Origin of the sequence: Halomonas piscis (assembly GCF_031886125.1) — a bacterium.
In the GTDB taxonomy this organism is placed as follows: domain Bacteria; phylum Pseudomonadota; class Gammaproteobacteria; order Pseudomonadales; family Halomonadaceae; genus Vreelandella; species Vreelandella piscis.
The window spans coordinates 1,368,186-1,390,040 of record NZ_CP119391.1 but is presented as its reverse complement, the minus strand read 5'-3'; the positions used below and the strand labels follow the sequence as shown (position 1 = coordinate 1,390,040).

The window sequence follows — 21,855 nt, the reverse complement described above, 5'->3', positions numbered from 1 at the left end:
GCGGGGGAGATCAAGCAATGCTAGGACAACAGTTCGTCACGGCCGCCGCCATTGCGGCCAGTGTCTTGTTCATCCTGTCCCTAGGCGGGCTGAGCAATCAGGAAAAAGCCAAGCGCGCGGTGTGGTACGGCATCGTCGGCATGGCCATTGCGGTGGTGTTCACCGCGCTCGGGCCCGGCGTGGGCGGTTTTGGCTGGCTGATACCGCTGGTCATTATCGGCGGCGCGATCGGCGCCTACATCGCCAGGCGGGTCGACATGACCCAGATGCCGCAGCTGGTGGCGGCGCTCCACTCCTTTGTGGGTCTGGCGGCGGTGTTTGTCGGCTTCAACGCCGACCTGGAGCGTCGGCGGGTGCTGGCCAGCCAGACGCTTCGCAGCGCCAGCGATGAATTCTCCGCCTTTGCCGCCCTGGTCGCGGAAAAAACCCCGGCCGAGCTGACCTTTCTGCAGATCGAGGTCGTGCTGGGCATCTTCATCGGCGCGGTAACCTTCACCGGTTCGGTGATCGCCTTCGGCAAGCTTGCCGGCAAGGTCGACGGCAAGCCCCGGCAGTTTCCCGGCGGCCACCTGCTCAACGCCGCCGCCGCCGCCGCATCCCTGCTGCTGGCGGTGGCTTATATCAACGGCGCAGGCTTCTGGACGCTTCTGCTGCTGGCGCTTCTCGCCTTCTTCATCGGCTGGCATTTGATCATGGGCATCGGCGGCGCCGACATGCCGGTGGTGGTCTCCATGCTCAACAGCTACTCCGGCTGGGCGGCGGCGGCCATCGGCTTTACGCTGTCAAGCGATTTGCTGATCGTCACCGGCGCCCTGGTGGGTTCCTCGGGTGCGATTCTCTCCTACATCATGTGCAAGGCGATGAACCGCAAGTTTCTCAACGTGATTCTCGGCGGCTTCGGCGGCAGCCAGGGCCCGGCAGCCGAAATCGAGGGCGAGCAGATCGCCATCGATTCGGCCGGCGTGGCCGGCGCGCTCAACGACGCCGACAGCGTTATCATCGTGCCGGGCTACGGCATGGCGGTAGCCCAGGCGCAGAACGCGGTGAGCGATCTGGTGCGCAAGCTGCGCGACGCCGGCAAGGAGGTGCGCTTCGGCATTCACCCGGTGGCAGGTCGCCTGCCCGGGCACATGAACGTGCTGCTGGCCGAGGCCAGGGTGCCCTACGATATCGTGCTGGAAATGGACGAGATCAACGACGACTTTGCCTCGACCGACGTGGTGATCGTCATTGGCTCCAACGACATCGTCAACCCGGCGGCCCAGGAGGACCCCAACAGTCCCATCGCCGGCATGCCGGTGCTCAAGGTGTGGGAGGCCAAGAATGTCTTCGTCAGCAAGCGCGGTCAGGGAACCGGCTATTCCGGCATCGAAAACCCGCTGTTCTTCAAGGAGAACACGCGGATGTTCTACGGCGACGCCAGAGAAAGCGTGGAGTCGCTGCTGCCGCAGCTCGACTAGGGTGCCCGGTTAATAGCGAGCGCCAGTACCAGGGCCCGAGCCGCTATGCGGTTCGGGCTTTTTCGTGTCACACACGATCGTCGCCTGGCAGATGACGCAACCTCATTCGGCCGGGCCGCCGCCCGCCGCCCAGAAGGCTTCCATCAGCCCCCGGGTCGAGGCGTCCATGCCGTCGGGCTCGGCATCGCCTTCCAGAATCTGCTGGGTCTGCCCGGCAATCTGCTTGCCCAGCTCCACGCCCCACTGGTCAAAGGGGTTGATGCCCCAGATCGTTGCCTGAACGAACACCTTGTGCTCGTAAAGGGCGATCAACGAGCCCAGAATTTCCGGCGTCAGGCGATCCAGCAGCACCGTGGTCGAGGGCTGGTTGCCGCGATAGCGCTTGTGCGCCGGGCGCGGCGCCTCGTCGTCGATGGCCTCGTCGCCCAGCATCAAAAGCCGTGACTGGGCAAAGCAGTTGGCCAGCGTCAGCCGATGCTGGGACTGAAGCAGCCGGCGGGTTTCGGCGTCCTTGACGTCGTCATAGCGCGTAAGCGGCGCGATGAAGTCGCAGGCTACCGGCTGAGTGCCCTGATGGAGCAGCTGGTAAAAGGCGTGCTGGGCGTTGGGCCCCAGCTGTCCCCAAAGCACCGGGCAGGTGGAATACTCGGCGGCCTCGCCGTGACGGGTCACCGACTTGCCGTTGGACTCCATTTCCAGCTGTTCCAGATACGCCGAGAAATACTCCAGCCGGCCGTCGTAGGGCAGAATCGAATGGGCGCGGATATCCAGAAAGTTGACGTTCCAGATACCGGCCAGGGCGAGCATGACCGGGGCGTTGTCTTCCAGGTTGGCACGGGCGAAATGATCGTCCATGGCGTGAGCGCCGGCCAGCAGGCGGCGGAAATTGGCCATGCCGATGACCAGCGCGATGGGCAGCCCGATGGTGCCCCACAGCGAGTAGCGCCCGCCAACCCACTCCCAGAAACGCAGCTGATGGGCCGGGGCGATCCCCCAGGCAGTCATTTTCTCCGGGCGGGCCGAAACGCCGATGAAGTGCTGGCGAATGATCAGCTCGGCGCTGACGGGCGCCACACCCTTGTCCGTGAGGCGCGAAATCAGCCAGTCCCGGGCGGTACCGGCGTTGGACAGCGTATCCACCGTGGTAAACGACTTCGATGACAGCACGAACAGCGTGGTTTCCGGATCCAGCCGGCTGAGATAGTCCACCAGCTGGGAGCCGTCCATGGTCGAGGCAAAGTGGATCTTCAGCCGATGAATATCGTCGGGGCGAAAGTCAGCCAGCGCGTGGGTCACCATCTGCGGCCCCAGGTCGGAGCCGCCCACGCCCAGGTTGACGACCCGGCGAATGGGCTTGCCCGTCGCCCCCCGCCACTGCCCCGCGTGCAGCCGCTTGACCAGGGTTTCCATCCGGGAAAGGCTTTCCTGTACCGCGCCCACCACGTCCTCGCCCTCTACCTCGAGCGTCGCCCCGGCCGGCAGGCGCAGCGCGGTATGCAGCGCCGGGCGGTTTTCGCTCTGGTTTATCCGCTGGCCGCTGAGCAAGCTTTCGATGGCCTCGGGCACGCCGGCCTCCCGGGCCAGCGTCAGCAGCTGGTCCAGCGTGTCGTCGTCCCAGCGCTGCTTGGAAAGATCCAGCGTCAGCCCGGCCACCCGACGGCTGAAGCGGGCAAAGCGATGCTCCTGCCCCTTTGCGGTCAAAAGCGCTGCCACGTGGCTGTGTTTGTACGCCTCGGCGTGGCGCAAAAGCGCCTGCCAGGCGGGCAGTCGGTCGGGCGTTGTCGCTGCGGCTTCAACCATGTGGCCCTCTCCTTCTAGCGTCGGGTCTGTTCGCGTCATGGCGGGGCGCGTAAACTAGGGCTCCATTCTCGACGGATCGCTTTTACGGATCGCCTGCCCCATGAGTGATGCATCTTACCGTGACGCCATCTTTTCGACACCCCTTGACCGGGTGGCGCGGTTTTCCTTCGACGAGAAAGTCGTGGCGTGCTTTCCCGACATGATTCGCCGCTCGGTGCCCGGCTACGGTCAGGTGCTGGGCATGCTGGGACTCATCGCCGAGCGCCACCTGCGCCACGGCGCCCGGGTCTACGACCTGGGCTGCTCGCTCGGCGCCGGCGGGCTGGCGCTTGCCGGCGCCCTGCCGCCGGGCGCCTTCGACTACGTGGGTCTCGATCTTTCCCCGGCCATGGTCGAGCGCGCCCGACACACCTTTGCCGACGAATGCCCCGAGCACGCCATGCAGGTGGAGGTCGCCGACATCCGCGAAGTGGACTACGCCCCGGCGGGCATGATCATGCTCAACTTCACCCTGCAGTTTCTTCCCCCGGAAGACCGCGACGCCCTGCTCGCCCGGCTGTATCGGGCACTCGAGCCCGGCGGCGTGCTGGTGCTCTCGGAAAAGACCGTGGACGCCGACGAGTACGACAACGCCTGGCGGGTGGAGCGCTATCACGACTTCAAACGCGCCAACGGCTACAGCGACATGGAAATCAGCCAGAAGCGCACCGCGCTCGAGAACGTGCTGGTGCCGGACACCCTGGAAGCCCACCACGCCCGCCTTGAGCGCTCGGGCTTTGCCCGCTCGCTGACCTGGTTTCAGTACCTCAACTTTGCCTCGATGATCGCCTTCAAGGAGGGCTAGATGGCTCAACCGTCCACGCTGCCCGACGACCAGCGCGCGCTCTACCAGGCGTTTCTCGACCAGGGGCTGACGGTGTGGCTTTCGCGGCTGCCCGCGCAGCTGGAAAAAGGCCTGGACCGGCGCCGCCACGGCGACCTGCCCCAGTGGGAGAAGGCCGTGGCCAAGCTGCCGGCGCTCCCGGATGAGCGCCGAGTCACGCTTGACGAGAGCACCGTGCGCGTGGATCTCGACCTCGACGATAGCCGCCGGCGCCAGTGCGAAAGCCTGCTGAAAAAGCTTATGCCCTGGCGGAAAGGGCCGTATTCGCTCGGCGGCATCGAAATTGATACCGAATGGCGCTCGGACTGGAAATGGCAGCGCGTGGCTCCGCATCTGGCCTCGCTCGAGGGGCGCCGGGTGCTCGACGTGGGCGGCGGCAGCGGCTACCACGCCTGGCGCATGGCCGGCGCCGGTGCAGCGTTCGCGCTGGTGATCGACCCCTCGCCGCGGTTTTACTGGCAGTTTCAGGCGGTGCGCCACTTTGTCGGCGACGCCGACGGCGGCCGCACCCACTTTCTGCCCGTGGGCATCGAGGACGTGCCGGACAACCTGGGCTTTTTCGACACGGTGTTTTCCATGGGCGTGCTCTATCACCGCCCCTCGCCCCTTGAACACCTTCAGCAGCTCAAAGACGCGCTGGCCCCCGGCGGCGAGCTGGTGCTGGAAACCCTGGTGGTGGAAGGCGACGAGCGCACCGTCATGCTGCCCGGCAGCCGCTACGCGGCGATGCCCAACGTCTATTTTCTGCCCTCGTCCGCCGCACTTTGCCACTGGCTTGAGCGCTGCGGGTTTGACAACGCCAGAGTCGTCGATGAAGGGCTGACCACGCTTGACGAACAGCGCGCCACCGAGTGGATGACCTATCAGTCGCTGGCCGATTTCCTCGACCCTGACGACCGCACCCGCACCCTGGAGGGCTACCCGGCGCCGCGCCGGGCGGTGGTCATTGCCGACAGGCCGCGCTAGCCACGCTCGCTTTCGGCAACGTCTGCGCTGTCGACGGTTTCAGGGTGGCTGCAAACGCTGCGCCTCACGGCGTCGCGGCCGTGGGCCGAAATAAACCCCCGGTGGTGGGCGTGGCGCGCCATTTTGAGGCTGTCGGCGGCGAGTATCAGCTCGCAGTCGCTGCCGGAAAGCTCCTCGCGTAGCCGGTTGATGGCGGTTTCGCGGTCAGGGTTATTATCCACCCGGCGGATATAGATCGCGGCGATACGCCCGGGGTGGGCCTTGACAATCTCGGTGTAGACTTCCGGGTCGTGCTGGCCGCTGTCGCCGATCAGCACGCAGGGCACGTCGTCGAACAGTCCGAGCATGCGCTCGATGAGATCGCGCTTGTGATCGGTGGCGCGACGCGGCCAGGGATGGCGCCAGGAGAGCCCCCACTCGCGCAGAAACAGGATCGGACCCACGGGAATGCGGTTGAGCTGGAAAAACGCCTCGAGCATTTCATAGATCGCCCAGGGCCCTCGGGAGACGTAGAGAATCGGCCGCTCCAGCTTGCCGTCTGCGCCCCGGTGCAGCGCCTGATACAGCGCCGCGACCCCGGGAAACGCCGTGCGCCGCTCGGCCGTTTTGACAAACAGCCGGTAGAGCATCTTGAGCTTCTCGGCCACGCCGGTGAACATCACCGTGTCGTCGATATCGCTGATCACCAGCAGATCGGTTGCCTCGGCGGGAACATAGACCTCCGTATGAGTGTGCTCCAGACGGCCAGCGGCGGTGCTCACTGCAATATCCGCCCGGTGCCAGGAAACCTCCACGGGTAGCGGTGACTCCAGCGGCAGGCGCACGTTGAAATAGCCGTCGCGGTCGGTGACCACCTGGCGATGGTTGTCGCCCAGGCGCACCTCCACCCCGGCACGCTTGACCCCCCGACGCAGTATCCGCCGGGCGACGTCGGCGATATCGCGCAGCGCGCCGCGCCGGGGGATCATCCGCCCCAGCGCCAGCTGGCGATACACTCGCCCCATGACAAACGCCTCGTCCCGGGAGCCGTAACCCCGGTAGGGGTGAACCACCACCCCGCCGCGGCCGTTGTCCCGGCGCACCGGCGACGCCGCCACGTGGGCCAGCCGCTTGAAAAAATACGTAACGCGTCGCAGGCCCTGTTTCATGACGTCCAACTCCTTGCAGAAGACGCTTTGCCGCCGCCCGGTGGATGCATAATGCTTGTACAAGATTAAAGCATCCCAGCCTACTCGCTGCCAGCATTCGCGGCAAACCCGCCGCGGATCAGGCCGACGCTTTTGCCACCGCAACGCGCTCCAGCCGAGTTTCCAGCTCGCCCTCGCCAAGCGTCATCACCCGATAGCCGGGGCTGGCCTCGGCGTCCACGGCGAAGTGAACCGCGCGAGGCAGAAACTGGTCCGCCGCCGCCGGACAGCCGTAGACCTCAACGCTGTGCCCAGCGCAAGCCACGGTGCGAGCCCACGCCTGATGCGCGTGACCGAACAGCACCGCTTGCACCTGGGGATAGTGGGAAAGCGTGCGCCAGAAGGCATCGCGGTCCTCGAGGCCGATGGCGTCCATCCAGTCAGCGCCTACCGCCACCGGCGGATGGTGCATGGCGACCAGCGCCGGGCGGCTGTCGTCGGCCAGGTAGGCCGCCAGCGCGGCGAGCTTTTCCTTTCCCAGCGCCCCCTGGGGCTTGCCCGGCACTCGGGTGTTGAGCAGCAGCATGCGCCAGGCGCCAAGGTCCACGGCGTCGACCAGCTCGCGCTCGGCAGCCATCAGGTCCAGCCGGTCGTGGTTGCCGGGCAGCCAGTACCAGGGACACGGCAGCGTATCAAACAGCCGCGCGGCGGCGGCGTAGGAGGCAGGCGTCTCGTCCTGGCTGATGTCGCCGGTGACGATCACCGCGTCCGGGCGCTCGTCGATCACCGCGGCAACCACCGCTTCCAGCTGGGCCATGGGCACACCGGTGCGCGAATGCGCGGCGGGGTCGGCGTGCAGGTGGGTATCGGTAATCTGGATCAGCTTCATGGCTGGCCCCATATCATGGAAAGATCAGAATCATCGCCATTCGCCCATCACCAAAATTGAGCCAGGAACAAGTCTCCGAGAGGGCGCTATAAATCCTTCTCTGGACGCTATCTACGCCATCCATGGCGTAGAACCCTCTCTGCAACTTGTTCCTGGCTCTTTTATAGACGGGTGAGTTACGGCGTTTCGGCCACAAAAGCACTGCGCCCGTGGGCCAGGCCGTGAGCCAGCCACTCGCCCAGAAAGCGGTTCAGCTGGAGCTTTTCATCGGGCTGGTGCATGCGCGGGTTGGGGTAGCGGTAGCGTCCGCTGAAGTGGCGCTCGCGCTGAAAATCGATCACTTCGGCCATGCGCACGTCGTGATACAGATGCACGCGCATCCGCGGACGCTCGACCACGCGGTCCAGCGGGCCGGTCTGACTGACTTCCACCAGGGTGGTGTAAGGCGCGTTTTGCCGCACGTGCAGGCGCAGCGCAAAATGGTTCTCCACCTCGGCGTCGTCGGGTGCGTCGCCCAGACCGATCTCGCGCTGCTGCCCCTGCTCCATGTCGCCGACCAGGCGCAGAAGACGCAGATAGTTGGCGCTGCATTCGCCCTGCAGCGTTTTCAGATCGGTAACGTAGGCGCTTCGTGCCATGTTCGCTCCTGCTCGAATTATTGCGCGGTCGTCGCGCCGAAGCGGCGCGCGTGCTCGGGAAGGGCGCGCAGCGAAGCGCGCCTGCCGGCAAGCCAGTGCATGCCAATCAACGTCATGGCGTTATCGAGTCGCCCCGCCTCCATGAGTTCCCAAGCATCGGCGAAGGGTACCACATGCACGCGGATGTCCTCGTGCTCGTCTTCCGCTCCGTGCACGCCGCCCAGGTGAGCGGCGTCCACCAGCGCGGCGTAAAGCGTCACCCGCTCGTTGCAGGCGCCGGGGCTGGGGTAATAACGGTGCAGCCGGGTCAGCTCCTGAACCTCGCAGCCGGCCTCCTCCATGGCCTCCCGGCGCACCACGTCTTCCTCGCTTTCGTCGCGGTCCTTGAGCCCCGCCACCAGCTCCAGCTTCCACGGCGATGCGGGGTCATCCACCGCGCCGACGCGAAACTGCTCGACAAACACCAGCGAATCCAGCGCCACGTCGTAAAGCAGCACGCCCACCGCGCCGTGGCGGCAGTGCAGCTCCCGGCGCACGGTGTCGCTCCAGCCGCCCTCGAACAGGCGGTGGCGCAGGGTCAGCGCCTCCACGTGGAAAAAGCCCTGCTGGATCACCTCGCGCGAGGCGATATCGACGTCCTCGCCGGTAAACGACGGCTTCGATAGCGCGCTGGCGGACAGTGGCGATTCGTCGGATATGGATGTCATTCAACGGCTCCCGCCCGGTTCAACATCTCCCCATTATCGGCGCTGGCGGCTTGAAATGCCAATGGGCGCCGGCTTGGCAACGCCGCCCTGCCGGCCTACAGTGGGCGGCCGCTGACAGCGCGCGACGGTTAACAAGGAGCCGGCATGAAAGGCAGAAACATGACCCGCTGGCGCGATCCGGCCAAGGACCCGCGCCAGGAACCCAAGAGCAACCTGATTACCGCCGAAGGAGCAGCGCGCCTGCGCGGCATCCTCGACCATCTGACCCGGGTGAAGCGCCCGGCGCTATCCACCAAGGTGGGCGAGGCCGCCGCCCAGGGCGACCGCTCGGAAAACGCCGACTAGGAAAAAGAACCTCAAATGACATACTATATACAGCAAGCCTATGTTTTTTAACGATTAAAAAATAGTATCAATACTAATTAAAGGTACTATTTACCCATGCGACTCCGCAACGTGCAGCTTCGATACCCACCGCTCTGCGACCTCTGTTGCCGACAGCTCATCCCAGCTCAAAGCCCCCTCTAGAAATATGGCAGTAACCATAGCCTCCAAGTTTGAACTCGTAATTTCTTGAGGCAAGGATCTGGCAATTTTTAGCTCCCAACCCCTGGTTTTAACTTTAGACAGGTAGCTCTCAAGAAACTTAGTGAACAAATGCTCAGCAGCGAAGCTATTGACATACTCTACATGCATATATTCAATTACATCTTTCACCATCCTGGTCATGGTATAGTAAGCTTTATCCAGCGGATATGTAACAGCAATATGTCTAAGAACAGCATCCAGCTTGATGTTATGATTTATTTTCAACCTGTAGCTCATCCCCAGATACCCAACAACAGCATAAAGCTTCTCAACCCGAACATCATTTACTAGACGCCTAATATCTTCAATATCATCAATTGTTATACATCCTTCGACCACATCATCATTTACTGCCTGCATAAAGTCATTTATATTATATAAACCATCAGGCAAGTTAATATAGAAACCTGGTTGAGGAATATCCCTGAGTCCTGCATTGGAGAGCAAAGACTTCTTTTCGGCACTCCCGCCTCTTAAGCGAACATATGCCATTACAGCCTCGTCTCCCATTCGCTCGACGCGCCTGACGGCCTTCCTAGCAACCAACGAGTTGAGAGCTTCAGCATCTATACTCTTAAAGCCAGACCAGCCAAACCCACCAGCCCCGAGCTTCAAAGGTCCATCGCCATCATAATTCATAGTGAGAATTGCCAGAAGAAACACTTTATCCAGATACTTAAGATCCGAATACTCATAGCCTTCTACTGACAAAGATGACTCCAAGTACTCAACAAGCTTCTTCTCACATTCCTCGTCAAACTTCTCTCTCTGCTCTTGCAAACAATTTTTACAGGTCCCCCTCTTCCCCTTGAGAGCCTCTTTATACTTCATCCTGCTTGACAACAAAACCACATCCCCACAAGAACCACATAGCCCCACACCTCCTGGCGCACAAAACCCAGAACCTTTTTTAATTATAATTCTAACATCCCCCTCACGCAGACCATGCCTTTCTGAAACTCTAGAAACTGAGTAGGCGAAGCCTCCATTTACACCGCCATCCTCCGTCACCAACCAATAGTCATCTATTACCTCAATCTCTTCATTCGACAAGTCGCCGAAATAGCAAATAAACCCAAATTCATTATCTTTTTCCATCACGTTAAACTCAATCACACCATGGAAATGACAATATAAGCGCAGCAACATGCTAGGTCAAACAGCACATCGACTATGCGCCTATTAAGAAATAAATGATGGATGGCTAGAGGGAGAGAGGGAGAGAGGGAGAGAGGGAGAGAGGCAGAGGATCAGAGAGAGGGAGGGAGGGAGGGGCGGAGGGAGCCGATCGAGGAATCATATACTTTAGGACTAGGAGATTTATAACAGGCTGTGAAACTCACTATTGTATATATGCTAGAATAACAAGGTCATCTATCGGCCACAAGCTGCCATTGAGAATTTTCTGATATATAACACCAACCTTCAGCGGACAGGCGCGTAAGCGACTGCGTCCGCTGGAAGGTATTGTTAGGTTTGAATATTCTTTGGTACTGCGCGTATGCGTATCGGGCACGCTGGATCTCGTTCACTTTCCGGAATTTCGGCAAATCCAATCATTTCTGGCAAACCCGACATCGTGATGCATATGGCGAGCATATCCTCACAAAACTCAAGGACGTTATTTACCGTTGCTTGAAGGTATTCAACGATGGGTACTTTCGGCTCATCATTTAAGTGCCAACTTGGTGTTTCCAGGGTTGGGTAATTGGGGTGGCTAGGCGAAACAAAAGTGATGTTATGAATGTGCAGATGACCAGAGTACCCTCCTGGGTGCTCCACAGCATTTCGCATTGAGACTAGTTTTTTTATCCACAAATCATGATCCTGACGTAGAATACGGACGAGTTCTGACTCATCTCCAAATTCTTCTTCTGCCCATGCGATAATCCTGTCATAACGAGCCGAATCAAATTCTTTACCAAAGAATAGAGCGAATATTCTTGCTAGGTCACGCAGCGCTGATTTTGCACAGTAAAGAAATTGTTCAACTCTTTGGTTCAAGCGAATGACTTGGAGAATCTCTACCACTCTACCGGCAGCTTGAGTTTTTATTCCTCCTTTTCCCAATTTGGTGCCTATTTCTAAAACTTCCCTAGTGATTTCTTGGGAAATCTGATCACATTCAAGCAATTGTTTTTGGACATAGTCATGAAAAAGCTCAAGGACAGATTTGTGTAACTCTTCGCCACCGGGACAAAACTTGACCAGCTGACTAGTCTGTACACTCAAGCGAGCCACAATGGGATTGGCTGTTCCTTGATCTGAAACTTTGGTGATCTGGAATGGCAACGTAGAAGCTCCTTTGAAATCTAACGTGGAGCACACCATTGGCCTTTTTTAAGCGAAGCAGAAAAAAGACCATCCGTGTGGCGCAATATGTTAGAGGAGGTTTCTCTAGAGCTCTGTATAAATTGCAATAGGATCAATGATGATTTCATTAGAAAGCCTACCCGTAAACTGGTTCTCCAAGTTCGTCAGGTGCTCTACCAGATTTAGCAATGCATCCTTAATTGATCTTTCCTCGTCCACCTCCTCTTCACCCTCGATATCTATGTTCTTTGAGTTATTCGCTTGAGATACCACTCCAAACATCACAAATTCTTTTTCAGTGATTCGCGAATATTTCCTTTTCAATAGAGACTCATTCTCGCGCAAATATTCTCTATTTAAATTTGCGGTACATATACGGTCAGAACCATTCATTTGTATTTCGAACTGATCTTCAAAACCGTAAGACAACAGATAATTTAGCTTTTCCAGAAATTTTTCATCTTGATGGAGGCCCGTCTCCTTAGCCACTTTTTTTATATTTGTTATCGATTTATACTCTTGCTGTAGCCGTGCTTTTTCATTTCGATCTTTCGTATTCCTTTTTGCCTCTTCAAGTTGAGACTGAACTTCCTTAAGTTTTTCAAAGTTAGTTACGTACGCAAATGCTTCGCCCAAAACATTAAAATTAGTCAGGGTTGCTTTAATAGAATTAATATCATTGAAGATGGCCTTGGATGTTATCTTTATGAATGGATATTTGGGTATCTCAGCCAATAAATCACACTCCGAACCACCTTTCACGATTAGAACTTTTTCATTTTCTAGAAGTCTATTTTCAAATTTTGAATACAGATAGTCGTGAAGAACCTTTTTCTCTTCTGTGCTACTATCTTTGCTAAGCGCATCAGCAAAAATACGACCACTACCAATTTCTCCTTTTTGCTGCTCACTTTCCTCTGACGCTGACCTGTTTGCAGAAACAAGATACTCTGTAATGCCTTCAAAAAGTTGTGACGACAGTGAAGACATTTTGTATTCATCCAGATAGATAAAGTTCTTAAGATGTTCCATTGCGCTTCCTTCTCAAATAGTCATCAAGGTATCTTTTCCTTGTACTTAATATTGACCAAACGCCAACACCAGCACCGGATACAACTAGAATAGCGGCTATAAATATCACTAGTATATCCATTTTAGCCTCCACCCTTCTCGATCATCGACACTCGATGAAACACGGAGTAGCTTAAAAACAATGAGACTACACAAAGAATCATCGCTGAATATTTAATGGTCTCTAAATTTATTATCCCTGGAGACATATCGGACATTACCGTTAACGCATACAGAACACCATAAAATACAATAAACGCCAAAGAAACACCGTTCTGTATGGTTTTCCAATTATGGTCGTTTGCACCTATATGCTCAATCTCATTGATATTAGATATGTGCAGCACCAATCCAAATGCAACAAAGTCAGACGGATTGAACAACGGCATCGTATTAGATGTTGAGACCAACCAGATTAGAAAACGCGAACCTATTGGTATAAGGCCGACTAGAACCGTATAGGCCAACCATTTGACTCTTCTATCTACCATATTAACTGACCTAAGAAAAATTGAGTGAGTGGTAGTCCACCCTCTAACACCGATAAACGCGCCCGCAGCATTTGCTTCCATGTCCGTTTTGTGTCGAATCACGACTGACTGCTGGCTCCAGCACACGTCGATCATTTTCTGGACCATCCTATACATTCCATCCGAGGAGGTCCACACCATGAGCACATCAGCAACAGCTACCCGCGAGCCTTGGAACAAAGGCAAACTAGTTGGTCAGAAAACACCGCTTCGGCTCAAAGACATCTGGGCCATTCGTGTCAGGCTGCAGCTTGCTGAGAATATAAGAGACCTAGCGCTGTTCGAGCTGGCGATCGATAGCAAACTGCGAGCCTGTGATTTAGTCAAATTACGCGTCCGTGATGTATCCCATGGCAACCATGTGGCTTCAAGAGCCATCGTCACGCAGCAGAAAACGAAGAGGCCAGTACAGTTTGAAATAACCGAGCAGACTCGCACCGCCCTTGAGGAATGGATGCAGCGCGCCTATCTCCGTAACGATGACTACTTGTTCCCAAGTCGTCTGAGCAGCGCGGGCCACTTGTCCACGCGACAGTACGCGCGCATCGTTAAATCCTGGGTAACCTCTATTGGCCTTGACCCGGCCTATTCATGAGGCCGGCCTGAAAACGAAGATAGCGGATGGTATTCTCTTGAAAATTCAATGTGTTCCGCCAAGAACCTGAACCAAGAGAGCCATCCGCTATGGGTGAAAGCCTATCTACCTGGACGCCCTCGTGCAACGGCTCCGTCCGTGTCGAGCTGAGCGGCCACCGCACCACCAGTGACAGCGGCGCTCTGCTGCTGCGTGAAGCCCTCGACAACAGCGGTGTGATCGAGGCGCTCGAAGACAATCTGGTCGATCAACGCCACCCGCTACGCATCCGCCACTCGCTGGCCAGCCAGCTGCGAACCCTGGTGCTGCAGCGCGCGATGGGCTGGATCGACCTCAGCGATACCGACACGTTGCGGCGTGATCCCCTCTGGCAGCTGGCCTGCAGCGATGCGCGTGGAATGACGCCACTGGCCCAGGACCGGCCGTCTCAAGCCACGCTGTCGCGGCTGCTGACTTGCCTTGGACGCAACGACAACATCGATGCCGTGCATGAAGGCCTGCTGCGACTGGTAGTCTGGCGCCTGACCTCGCTGAAGAACGGCGAGCGACCCAAGCAGTTGACCCTCGACATCGACGGCCTGCCGATCGAGGTCCACGGTCACCAAGGTGGCTCGGCCTATCATGGCCTTTACGGGGTCCGCATCTACTCGCCGCTGGTCGCCTCGCTGGCCGAAACCGGTGACATGGTGGGCGGCCTACTACGCGAAGGCAACGCCGGCCCGGCCGAGAACGCCGATACCTGGATCCCGCACCTGGTGAAGCGGCTCAACGAAAGCACCGGCGCCCAGGTTCGGGTGCGTATCGACGCCGGGTTCACCGACAACGACACGCTGGAGGCGTTGGAAGATCGCGGCATCGAGTACCTGGGCCGGCTGCGCAGTCACACGGGGCTGCAGACACTGGCGGCGCCGTACCTGAAGCGGCCCCGAGGTCGGCCGCCCGAGCAGCCACGGGAATGGTGTCATGACCTGGAGTACCAGGCCGGCACCTGGCCTGAACCACGGCGCGTGGTACTGGTCGTGCAAGAGCGACCCGATGACCTGCTGTTGCATGCCTTCTTCCTGGTCACCAACCTCAACAAGTTCGACTGGCCGCCGGAGAAGGTCCTGGCACTGTACCGCAAGCGCGGTAGCGCCGAAGCGCACATGGGCGAGGTGAAATCAGCGCTCGACGTACACCTCTCGTCGACGGATCGTGGCGCCTCCACGGTTCAGGACGTGATGGCGCGTAACGAGGTGAGCCTGCTACTCAGCCTCTATGCTTACCAGGTCCTGCATGGTCTGCGTTGCCTGCTGGAGCGGCAGACTCGGCAAGGCTGGAGCCTGAGTCGGATGCGCGAGCAGGTGCTTAAGGTCGCCGCCACACTGAAGCTGCATGCCCGGCGGATCACCCTTCATCTGGGTGCCGCCGCCGATAAGTGGTGGCCGACGTTGCTGAAGGGGCTGCCGAAGCTGACGGCGCTGAGTTGACGCCCGGCGAGACGGCTTCAGGACCTGAAATCGAGCGACCGCTGCAGCGGCCGGCGGTCACGGCTGCTTTGACGGTCGCAATGGATTCCCAAGAGCTATAAGAAACCGGGAAGAAAGCCATGTTCGGGCATTACTCAGCGGCCTCTCGCGTCGGAGAGGCCGATCCTGATGAGCGACGCCGCCAGCCAGCCTCTTCACGCCGCCCAGTCAGCGTCTTCGTGAATAAGGCGGGCTTGAGCCATCAGCCTATGGAACTCACACGTTGCGACGCACCAAAGCATCTTTAATCTATCGCCGAACGAAAAACTTGAGAGCCGTTCAACTTTTATTAGGTCATACAAAACTCGAAAGCACCGTCAGATACCTTGGAATTGAGGTGGATGACGCATTGGTTATGGCTGAGCAGACAGAGGTCTAACAACAGCCAGCGACGGCATAGTCTCTATGCCGTCGCTATCGGCAAGAAGCGGACTTTCGGAGAGTTTTATGTAACGTGATTTATCAACGGCGCGAGGAACGAGCGTCCGCTGCATGTATTTCTTGGGCGATAGACAAATAGAAAGCGAGATATTTCACTGGACTTTCTCCACCGAGAAATCGTCGGCGTCCCCGAGGCACTGAATCCCTTCGTCGCACTGATTGCATGTATATCGGAAGCGAATAGACCTTTCCGCGGGCACCTTCCACGTATGCTCCGCGCCGCAGTGAGGACACTCACCATTAACCGGTAGCTTGACCGCATCCTCGTTTACGACGATTTCCGAATCGCCTTTCCGGTGCACAGGGAATGTTGCACCACACCCACCACAGTTAGGCCAACTTGTTGATCCCACATCCGATCCGATCATTGTCTGTACATCTTGCCCGCAGTTCGGGCACAAGACATCTTCTGTTTCACGCAACGGGAGAGGCGCTTTGCCTCCAATTTTAGCGAGCTCGACACGCAACTCCCTCTCGAGACGACGCCTGTCCGCCTCCGACGATGCTTCATCCATTTTGGCTTTGTACTTGATTGCGACTTCCTCTCGCTCAGCCTCCAAGCGTTTCTGAAGTTCAAACAACTCCCGGAGCAAATCTCTCCACGCCCATTTCGCTTGATCGACGTCCAGCAGCCACGACTCAAGAACATCAGTGCGCGCTTCGCCTTCGGCAATTTGTTGCTGAATCTTTACGGAAAGAGCGTCGATGTTCCTCCACGCTAGCAATCCATAACGTGTCAGTTCTTCTTGTTTTGTTTTCTGCGAGTACTTCCATGTTGCGAATATGCCGACTGCCGTTGCGGTTACGGTAGTCAGTAGTCCGAACATGCTCTGCGCGAGTGAATTTCCCGCAATCAGGAAGGGGGCTCCCAAGATTGCCCCGAGCAACACCCCGCCAAACCACCAGTACATACTTACTCCCTCAACGCTAATTTTCCCAACGGACAGCTAACGGGCTGGGTGGAAGGAAGCGGAACCCAGTCCCATTGAGCGCCGCATTATGCATACTTACCAGCCATAATAGTGTTTGAGCGCATCGGCCAGTATTGAAGACGCGATACCAAGCTCGATATTCCATGACGCTTCAACCGCCTTGCTCAACATGCCCGTCATCCACAGTTTGACGCTTTCTCCAAATTGCTTTGACTCATGATCCACACCTCGTTCTTCATCTTCATCCAGTGCCTCAAAAAGTTCACCGATATCGTCATCGTGTACGTTGTACTTCTTGAGCTCATGCGCGAGGGCATCTTTGTTGCCGACCAAGTGCTGGTTAATTACTTGCGTCTTGTTTTTATCACCAATCACGATAGTTGCATTATCTCCAAGGACGGAGTTGTTAAATAGAGACATGGCATCTACTGCCTCTCGCTCTTGGCGACTAGGGTCATCTGGCAGTTCGTTCTTCAAGCCAAGGATAAAGTCCAAAAGCCTCGACCGCACTTCTGTAAGTATCTGAACAACTGATGCAGCCTGAATTTCAGACCAAGCGCGTTGGATATGTACGCCCTTCGCAAGCGTCTCTCCAAGGCGCTGATTCGCTTCTAATGGAATCGGACTTTCCAAGGCCCCGTCAGAGCTCGCGTACTTCTGCAAAACGGCTAGCGACTGACGCATATACGCCGTTTGAAGCTGTTCCTGTTCGTGCTTCTCCAGATGACCGATTGGGATTGGATGCGATTGCGCGGTCCAAGTCATGCTTGCGAGATTTGCCAAGACCTGCGCTGGTACTTTTCGATACTCCGGGAGTTCCTCGTCCTCAGAATACCCATTCAGCTCTCGATTGACCCAAGCAACCAGCTCTCCTTGCCCCATGCTGTTCAGGACCACCTTGGTTTTCAGCAGCGCATCCGTCAGGTTGCCGCTCTCACTACTGAGCTCGTCGATAATCTCGTCAATTAGCTTCACAATCTGTCATTCCCAAGTGCATTATAGGTATTAGACTGAACCCTCTGATATTAAATTAACGCGCAGGCACGTTCAACAATTTTATACTGCACGGCGTTCTCTCCATAATCTTCTGAAAAAACTCGAATTAATTATGAGTAGGCAGCATAACACCAATCATAGTAGCCGGCTGCATAACACCGATGAGCGTGCCTGCTACCTTTTTCCGGCATGTCGGCTTTGGGTCGATAGCGGTCTTTCCTTTATGTATACACCCCATACTCCAGTCGCATGATGAGGTCATAAACTAGCTGAGGATCTTCAACCATAACATCTACCGGTGTGCGACCTCGGAGAGAAATTTCTGGGCTTATCATCCAGCGTTCGGCACCTTCTCGACTTTCAAACAATCGCTCGGCGGCTAGCCAGATATCTGTCTCGGTAGGCGCCTCCAGGATTTCGTGTCCAACATCGGGCATGTCCTGCCAGGCTTTTAGCTCATCAGGGACTGGAGCCTGAGGATCGCACTGTGCCAGTAGCTGATCGAGGGAGTAAGGCCGCTCTTCCGCGGGAACAGCCTTGGTGGTGTCGACATCGGGTCGCGTGAGCATTTCCCGCAGCCACGCTTCTACTTCCTTGCACACCTCATCATTTTTACCGAGCGGCACGAGGGTGGCGTCGATCTCACCGCTGCGGCAGATGAAGAACTCGTCCGGAATGGTCAGGGCGTAACCGCCGCGCAGGTAGGCGATGATCTCGCCGCTCATGGCGGCCATGTAGGAACGGTCGCTTTGTAGGCATTCCAGCGCCTCGCGGAAGCTCTCCAGAGGCTGGGGGAAGCGGTCACGGAGGTCGATGGCCCGGTAGGCAAAGATACGAGCTAGCGGGTCTGTGGGAGGTTGTGAAGGCTGTGTCATGGGGAGGCTACCCAGCGGATGGTGTGGCTTTCAGGGTAGCCCATGGCCAACGCGGACTACCGTTGCTTCCTTACGGTTACCAGCATTAGTCCAGAAAAGCAGCGACGCCTTCCTCGTCGATCGCCTCATGCACCGCGTCCAGGGCGGCTTGGTCGGTGGCGAAGCGGTCGTCCCACACATGGGAGGTGCCCTCCTCGTTGACGACCTCCAGCAGCCAGTCGATCTCCTCCTCCAGGCGATAGATATCCACCTGCAGGGTGTGGCCATCGCGGGTGATGGACTGGCTCAAGGGGCTCTGGATCAGTTCGGGTTCAGCGCTCATGGCAGTGTCTCGTGGTTGGCGGCGCGAGCGGCGCCGGGTGGCGTTGCGGCGTCGAGCCGGCCTAGTCGTCTATCGAGGAACTGAAGGTGGGCTGGAAGAGAGTTCCCTCGGTCAGCTGCTCTTCCACTTGGCCGGCGTGTAGCGTCTCTTCCCGAGACGGATAGTGGCGCAGCAGCCCCCTCGCCTGCCGGCGGACAGATTCTGGGAGGGAGGCATCCTGCGAAAGCGTCTGCAGAAATTCTCTGGCGTGAATTACAGCGCGTGTTCGTTCAGATGGCATAGTCATCGGCGTCTCCTCTCCCGATCAGGTCGCATGCGGCAGCGACAGGCTGTCACTCCACCCCCAGCGCCTTCACCACGGCGTCCACCGGCTCGGCGTAGAAGCTGGTCTGGAACTTGGTGAACAGCTCGGCGGGAATGGTGGGGATATCCGCAGCGCTGGCCATGGGCAGGGTGACCCGTTTGCCACCGGCGTCGAAGGCGACTTGAAGGCACTCGGCGAGGTTCTCCACGGGCTTTAGGCTGCCACCCAGGCTCATGTCGCCTAACACCACCATCTGGCCCTGGGTGGGCCTGCCCAGCAGCCCTGATGCGAAGGCCACCAGGCTGGCCAGGGCCAGGTCGCGCAGCACGCCGGTGTTTTGCAGGTCGACCACATGCAGGTGGAAGTCGTGCTCCAGCACCTTGCTGGAGCCACTGATGCGGCTGGCGTTGGCCTTGAAGTAATCGAAGGCCATCTTGACCTGCTCCTTGGCGGAGGTGGAGTTCCACAGTCCCGACATCGCCAGCTTGCCGCTGCCGGCGGTGACCTGGAGCTCGATGCGGTAGACCCCAGGCATGCCCTTGTCGCTGAGGCCGATGGTGTGCACCACGCCGGGTTTCCCGAGACCTTCGGGGATCAGCCCGCCGCCACCCTGCTCCTTCACCGAGACGAAGTGCTCCTCCAGCGTCTCCTTGTCGATATAGCTGAAGTGGACGTCGTAGAACTCCATGCCCCCAATCTTCTTGAGCTGCTCCTTCACCCGACGGCGCACCTGCAGGGCGTACTCCAAGCACTGGCGTACGTCATCCTTCTGGTACTCCCCATGTGGGAAGAGCAGCTTGAGCAGGCCAGAGACGGTCTTGCGCACGGCGATGACGTCGCGCTGGTTGAGGTTGTCGCCCAGGCGGAAGTGCTGATCGATGGCGTCGGCGAAGCTGCGCTTGCGCATCTCGCGGAAGAACTCGGCCAGATAGTCGACGATGAAGCCGTAGCGCTGTGTGAAGAACGACGGCCGCATCTTGGGGATCTCCCAGCCCGGGATGTAGGCGTGGAAGCGGTCGAAGAAGGCGGCGTCGATCATGGTGTCGGGGAACGGGGTCAGCAGGTGGCTGGTCTTCACCAGCGACTCGACGCTCTGGTTGATGTTGCCGATGAACACCATGGAGGCGGAGGCTTCCATCTGTTCACGTCCACGGGCGAAGGAACCGGAGGCCATGTAGTCCTTCATGATCTGCACGCCATCCTTGTCCTTGAACGAGATGCCGGCTACTTCATCGAAGGCGACCAGGTCCCACATGCCAACCAGGCCGATGCGCCGCGAGCTCATGTTGTAGAACAGGTTGGCCACCGTGGTCTGGCCACCGGAGACCAGGATGCTGTTGGGCGAGCACTCCTTGTAGATATGGCTCTTGCCGGTGCCGCGGGGGCCCAGCTCGCAGGCGTTGTAGTTGTTCTCGACGAAGGGAATCATTCGGGCCAGCAGGTGCCACTGCACCTCGGCGTCGAGCTCGGCGGGCTCCATGCCGATGGAGCGGATCAGTACCTCACGCCACTGGTCGGTGGTGAAGCCGCGGCGCCCCTCGAACAGCTCCTCCATGTTCATGTGGGGCATCTGGATCGGCTTGAGCTGGCTGACCCCGAACGGCGAGCCGCGCTGCCCCTCCTCGTGGTAGTAACTCAGGGTCGCAATAACCCAGATCCCGCCCACCAGCAGCTTCTCGTGCTCCTTGACGATACCCGCGGAGATCTCGGCATCCTTGATCCCCAGGTTACTGAACGCCGCCTCGTAGCAGTCCTGCTTCTCGTTGAGGCGCACCATCACCCGGTCGATCACCTTGAAGCTGCCACGCTCACGGACCAACGACTTCACCTTCTCGGCCTCGTCGGGGCGCACGTAGTTGTCGGCGAGGATTGTCTTGACGTTCTTCAGGCCCTCGTCGATCACCTCCTGATCGTCGGAGGCGCAGTACATGCCGAGCAGGTACTCCAGCACATAGACCGGCACGTTGGCGCCTTCCTTGACCCGCTGGGTCAGGTCCTTGCGCACCACCCGGCCGGCGAAGTGGGTGTTGAGCAGGGTGTCGAGATCGGCAGGCTCGTCAGAGCTTACGTTGGGGTGCGCTTCCATTCGAGCGGGTTCCATCGGAGTGGTCATTTATGACACCAGGGCATCATCGAAGTGGCGGATGTGTTCCGCCGGCACCCGGCGGCTTTCACGGGCCACATTGGCCTGCATGCTGGTCTGCGCCACCTCGTGCAAGGCGTCGTCGATCTTCCTGCGCTGATGGGTCTGGAACCAGTCCAGCACCTCGGCCAGGTGCCACAGCGAGGCACGCCCCTCATGCAGCGGCAGCGGAAAGGTCGCCAGGTGCGTTTGCAGCAGCTTGCGCATGTTCTGGCGAGTGAAATCCAGGAGCTCGGCGATATCCGTGACGCCAACCAAGTCTGGCCCCACCTCGATCAGGCGGGCCTGGGGAATAGCGCGCTTCACATCCGCCATGGCGCTGGTAATCGCCTGCTGAGCCGACACCGCTTCGCGGGAAAACTCCAGGGCCAAGCGCCCCTTCAACCCAACGCCGATCAAGGCATCGTCACAGCCCGCCTCGAATAGAAGGGATTCCAGCGTCTCCATGCCGAGGTCACCGGGAACCGCGAACTTGAGGGTAAAGTCGTAGGTCGTCATGTCTCGTCCTCCTCGGAGGATGTGCCACCCGTGCAGTTGTCGACCACGCGGCGCAGTTGTCGGGCATGATTGGCGGGGTTCTTCGGTGTGCTCCACACGCTGACGATGCAGAACTCACCGCAGCGGCACTCGCTGTCGTTGTGTGGGCAATACAGCCGGCCCCAGGCATGCCCCGATGCGAGCTCAATCCGCCAGCCCTGCGCCTCGGCATGGGCCAGTGCCGCCTCGATCTCCTTCTTGCTGTGTCGTGGGCGGGTCATCGTGTCTCC

Annotated in this window: 23 protein-coding genes and 1 pseudogene; 7 read left to right on the top strand and 17 right to left on the bottom strand. The window is 58.4% G+C overall.

Features of this window, described 5'->3' with window-relative positions; translation table 11 throughout:
- The first annotated feature begins 17 nt into the window (after positions 1–17).
- Complete coding sequence (locus tag P1P91_RS06495) at positions 18–1,460, top strand: NAD(P)(+) transhydrogenase (Re/Si-specific) subunit beta (RefSeq protein ID WP_311885357.1); 1,443 nt, start codon at positions 18–20, stop codon at positions 1,458–1,460.
- A 102-nt stretch (positions 1,461–1,562) separates the two neighbouring features.
- Here the strand turns inward: P1P91_RS06495 and pgi are convergent, their stop codons facing one another.
- Positions 1,563–3,260 carry a glucose-6-phosphate isomerase gene (gene pgi, locus P1P91_RS06490; RefSeq protein ID WP_311885355.1) on the bottom strand — a complete coding sequence of 566 codons (1,698 nt, stop codon included), beginning with the start codon at positions 3,258–3,260 and terminating at the stop codon, positions 1,563–1,565.
- Between the two features lie 100 nt (positions 3,261–3,360).
- Here pgi and cmoA point away from each other — a divergent pair, with 100 nt between their 5' ends.
- Both cmoA and cmoB read left to right on the top strand, forming a co-directional pair.
- On the top strand, positions 3,361–4,104 hold the full coding sequence (gene cmoA / locus P1P91_RS06485) for a carboxy-S-adenosyl-L-methionine synthase CmoA (protein WP_311885353.1): 744 nt from the start codon (positions 3,361–3,363) through the stop codon (positions 4,102–4,104).
- A complete protein-coding gene (gene cmoB / locus P1P91_RS06480; protein WP_311885351.1) occupies positions 4,105–5,109 on the top strand; it encodes a tRNA 5-methoxyuridine(34)/uridine 5-oxyacetic acid(34) synthase CmoB in 1,005 nt (334 codons plus the stop codon).
- On the opposite strand, the gene P1P91_RS06475 is transcribed toward cmoB, so the two are convergent.
- The 4 genes from P1P91_RS06475 to P1P91_RS06460 form a co-directional block, all read right to left on the bottom strand.
- Positions 5,106–6,257 (bottom strand): App1 family protein, encoded by a 1,152-nt coding sequence (locus P1P91_RS06475; protein WP_311885350.1) that lies wholly within the window; start codon positions 6,255–6,257, stop codon positions 5,106–5,108. The two genes, cmoB and P1P91_RS06475, sit on opposite strands and share 4 nt — an antisense overlap.
- A gap of 118 nt (positions 6,258–6,375) precedes the next feature.
- Positions 6,376–7,125, bottom strand: a complete 750-nt coding sequence (locus P1P91_RS06470; protein WP_311885349.1) for a metallophosphoesterase — start codon at positions 7,123–7,125, stop codon at positions 6,376–6,378.
- A 176-nt stretch (positions 7,126–7,301) separates the two neighbouring features.
- Positions 7,302–7,763: a DUF1249 domain-containing protein gene (locus P1P91_RS06465; protein ID WP_311885348.1), complete on the bottom strand. Its 462-nt coding sequence runs from the start codon at positions 7,761–7,763 to the stop codon at positions 7,302–7,304.
- 17 nt (positions 7,764–7,780) lie between these two features.
- Positions 7,781–8,470, bottom strand: coding sequence for an NUDIX domain-containing protein (locus tag P1P91_RS06460; RefSeq protein WP_311885347.1), 690 nt, complete (start codon positions 8,468–8,470; stop codon positions 7,781–7,783).
- A 144-nt stretch (positions 8,471–8,614) separates the two neighbouring features.
- On the opposite strand from P1P91_RS06460, the pseudogene P1P91_RS06455 reads away from it, so the two are divergent.
- Positions 8,615–8,812, top strand: a pseudogene (locus tag P1P91_RS06455) (transcription elongation factor GreB); the annotation flags it as partial.
- A 93-nt stretch (positions 8,813–8,905) separates the two neighbouring features.
- Here the strand turns inward: P1P91_RS06455 and P1P91_RS06450 are convergent.
- The 4 genes from P1P91_RS06450 to P1P91_RS06435 form a co-directional block, all read right to left on the bottom strand.
- The gene (locus tag P1P91_RS06450; RefSeq protein ID WP_311885346.1) at positions 8,906–10,174 is read right to left on the bottom strand and encodes a hypothetical protein; all 1,269 of its coding nucleotides are present in this window, start codon (positions 10,172–10,174) and stop codon (positions 8,906–8,908) included.
- Between the two features lie 354 nt (positions 10,175–10,528).
- Positions 10,529–11,350, bottom strand: a complete 822-nt coding sequence (locus P1P91_RS06445) for a hypothetical protein (protein WP_311885345.1) — start codon at positions 11,348–11,350, stop codon at positions 10,529–10,531.
- Positions 11,351–11,455: 105 nt separating this feature from the next.
- Positions 11,456–12,403: a DUF6414 family protein gene (locus P1P91_RS06440; RefSeq protein ID WP_311885343.1), complete on the bottom strand. Its 948-nt coding sequence runs from the start codon at positions 12,401–12,403 to the stop codon at positions 11,456–11,458.
- 122 nt (positions 12,404–12,525) lie between these two features.
- Positions 12,526–13,014 carry a hypothetical protein gene (locus tag P1P91_RS06435; RefSeq protein ID WP_311885341.1) on the bottom strand — a complete coding sequence of 163 codons (489 nt, stop codon included), beginning with the start codon at positions 13,012–13,014 and terminating at the stop codon, positions 12,526–12,528.
- A gap of 97 nt (positions 13,015–13,111) precedes the next feature.
- Here P1P91_RS06435 and P1P91_RS06430 point away from each other — a divergent pair, with 97 nt between their 5' ends.
- From P1P91_RS06430 to P1P91_RS06420, 3 genes are all read left to right on the top strand, one after another.
- Entirely contained in the window at positions 13,112–13,567 is a 456-nt protein-coding gene (locus P1P91_RS06430; RefSeq protein WP_311885339.1) for a tyrosine-type recombinase/integrase, read from the top strand.
- An 89-nt stretch (positions 13,568–13,656) separates the two neighbouring features.
- Positions 13,657–15,036 carry an IS1380 family transposase gene (locus tag P1P91_RS06425; RefSeq protein WP_376717491.1) on the top strand — a complete coding sequence of 460 codons (1,380 nt, stop codon included), beginning with the start codon at positions 13,657–13,659 and terminating at the stop codon, positions 15,034–15,036.
- 262 nt (positions 15,037–15,298) lie between these two features.
- Positions 15,299–15,454 (top strand): hypothetical protein, encoded by a 156-nt coding sequence (locus P1P91_RS06420; RefSeq protein ID WP_456068618.1) that lies wholly within the window; start codon positions 15,299–15,301, stop codon positions 15,452–15,454.
- Between the two features lie 154 nt (positions 15,455–15,608).
- Here P1P91_RS06420 and P1P91_RS06415 read toward each other — a convergent pair whose 3' ends face one another.
- From P1P91_RS06415 to P1P91_RS06380, 8 genes are all read right to left on the bottom strand, one after another.
- The gene (locus P1P91_RS06415) at positions 15,609–16,427 is read right to left on the bottom strand and encodes a hypothetical protein (protein WP_311885337.1); all 819 of its coding nucleotides are present in this window, start codon (positions 16,425–16,427) and stop codon (positions 15,609–15,611) included.
- A 96-nt stretch (positions 16,428–16,523) separates the two neighbouring features.
- Positions 16,524–17,423, bottom strand: a complete 900-nt coding sequence (locus P1P91_RS06410) for an AbiTii domain-containing protein (protein ID WP_311885336.1) — start codon at positions 17,421–17,423, stop codon at positions 16,524–16,526.
- A gap of 242 nt (positions 17,424–17,665) precedes the next feature.
- Positions 17,666–18,319: an antitoxin Xre/MbcA/ParS toxin-binding domain-containing protein gene (locus tag P1P91_RS06405; RefSeq protein ID WP_311885335.1), complete on the bottom strand. Its 654-nt coding sequence runs from the start codon at positions 18,317–18,319 to the stop codon at positions 17,666–17,668.
- Positions 18,320–18,404: 85 nt separating this feature from the next.
- Positions 18,405–18,641, bottom strand: a complete 237-nt coding sequence (locus tag P1P91_RS06400; RefSeq protein WP_133483512.1) for a hypothetical protein — start codon at positions 18,639–18,641, stop codon at positions 18,405–18,407.
- Between the two features lie 61 nt (positions 18,642–18,702).
- Positions 18,703–18,921 carry a BPSL0761 family protein gene (locus P1P91_RS06395; protein WP_311885722.1) on the bottom strand — a complete coding sequence of 73 codons (219 nt, stop codon included), beginning with the start codon at positions 18,919–18,921 and terminating at the stop codon, positions 18,703–18,705.
- 52 nt (positions 18,922–18,973) lie between these two features.
- Positions 18,974–21,046, bottom strand: a complete 2,073-nt coding sequence (gene brxL, locus P1P91_RS06390; RefSeq protein ID WP_311885331.1) for a protease Lon-related BREX system protein BrxL — start codon at positions 21,044–21,046, stop codon at positions 18,974–18,976.
- Between the two features lie 12 nt (positions 21,047–21,058).
- Positions 21,059–21,586 carry a helix-turn-helix transcriptional regulator gene (locus tag P1P91_RS06385; RefSeq protein WP_311885329.1) on the bottom strand — a complete coding sequence of 176 codons (528 nt, stop codon included), beginning with the start codon at positions 21,584–21,586 and terminating at the stop codon, positions 21,059–21,061.
- Positions 21,583–21,846, bottom strand: coding sequence for a hypothetical protein (locus tag P1P91_RS06380; RefSeq protein ID WP_311885327.1), 264 nt, complete (start codon positions 21,844–21,846; stop codon positions 21,583–21,585). Before P1P91_RS06380 ends, P1P91_RS06385 begins: the two co-directional genes overlap by 4 nt.
- Between the last annotated feature and the right edge of the window lie 9 nt (positions 21,847–21,855).

Coding starts and splice junctions, on each gene's coding strand:
- P1P91_RS06415 (WP_311885337.1), bottom strand. CDS start 16,427: ATGTACTGGTGGTTTGGCGGGGTGTTGCTCGGGGCAATCTTGGGAGCC.
- P1P91_RS06430 (WP_311885339.1), top strand. CDS start 13,112: ATGAGCACATCAGCAACAGCTACCCGCGAGCCTTGGAACAAAGGCAAA.
- P1P91_RS06400 (WP_133483512.1), bottom strand. CDS start 18,641: ATGAGCGCTGAACCCGAACTGATCCAGAGCCCCTTGAGCCAGTCCATC.
- pgi (WP_311885355.1), bottom strand. CDS start 3,260: ATGGTTGAAGCCGCAGCGACAACGCCCGACCGACTGCCCGCCTGGCAG.
- brxL (WP_311885331.1), bottom strand. CDS start 21,046: ATGGAACCCGCTCGAATGGAAGCGCACCCCAACGTAAGCTCTGACGAG.
- P1P91_RS06405 (WP_311885335.1), bottom strand. CDS start 18,319: ATGACACAGCCTTCACAACCTCCCACAGACCCGCTAGCTCGTATCTTT.
- cmoB (WP_311885351.1), top strand. CDS start 4,105: ATGGCTCAACCGTCCACGCTGCCCGACGACCAGCGCGCGCTCTACCAG.
- cmoA (WP_311885353.1), top strand. CDS start 3,361: ATGAGTGATGCATCTTACCGTGACGCCATCTTTTCGACACCCCTTGAC.
- P1P91_RS06440 (WP_311885343.1), bottom strand. CDS start 12,403: ATGGAACATCTTAAGAACTTTATCTATCTGGATGAATACAAAATGTCT.
- P1P91_RS06380 (WP_311885327.1), bottom strand. CDS start 21,846: ATGACCCGCCCACGACACAGCAAGAAGGAGATCGAGGCGGCACTGGCC.
- P1P91_RS06425 (WP_376717491.1), top strand. CDS start 13,657: ATGGGTGAAAGCCTATCTACCTGGACGCCCTCGTGCAACGGCTCCGTC.
- P1P91_RS06385 (WP_311885329.1), bottom strand. CDS start 21,586: ATGACGACCTACGACTTTACCCTCAAGTTCGCGGTTCCCGGTGACCTC.
- P1P91_RS06470 (WP_311885349.1), bottom strand. CDS start 7,125: ATGAAGCTGATCCAGATTACCGATACCCACCTGCACGCCGACCCCGCC.
- P1P91_RS06475 (WP_311885350.1), bottom strand. CDS start 6,257: ATGAAACAGGGCCTGCGACGCGTTACGTATTTTTTCAAGCGGCTGGCC.
- P1P91_RS06495 (WP_311885357.1), top strand. CDS start 18: ATGCTAGGACAACAGTTCGTCACGGCCGCCGCCATTGCGGCCAGTGTC.
- P1P91_RS06395 (WP_311885722.1), bottom strand. CDS start 18,921: ATGCCATCTGAACGAACACGCGCTGTAATTCACGCCAGAGAATTTCTG.
- P1P91_RS06460 (WP_311885347.1), bottom strand. CDS start 8,470: ATGACATCCATATCCGACGAATCGCCACTGTCCGCCAGCGCGCTATCG.
- P1P91_RS06465 (WP_311885348.1), bottom strand. CDS start 7,763: ATGGCACGAAGCGCCTACGTTACCGATCTGAAAACGCTGCAGGGCGAA.
- P1P91_RS06435 (WP_311885341.1), bottom strand. CDS start 13,014: ATGGAAGCAAATGCTGCGGGCGCGTTTATCGGTGTTAGAGGGTGGACT.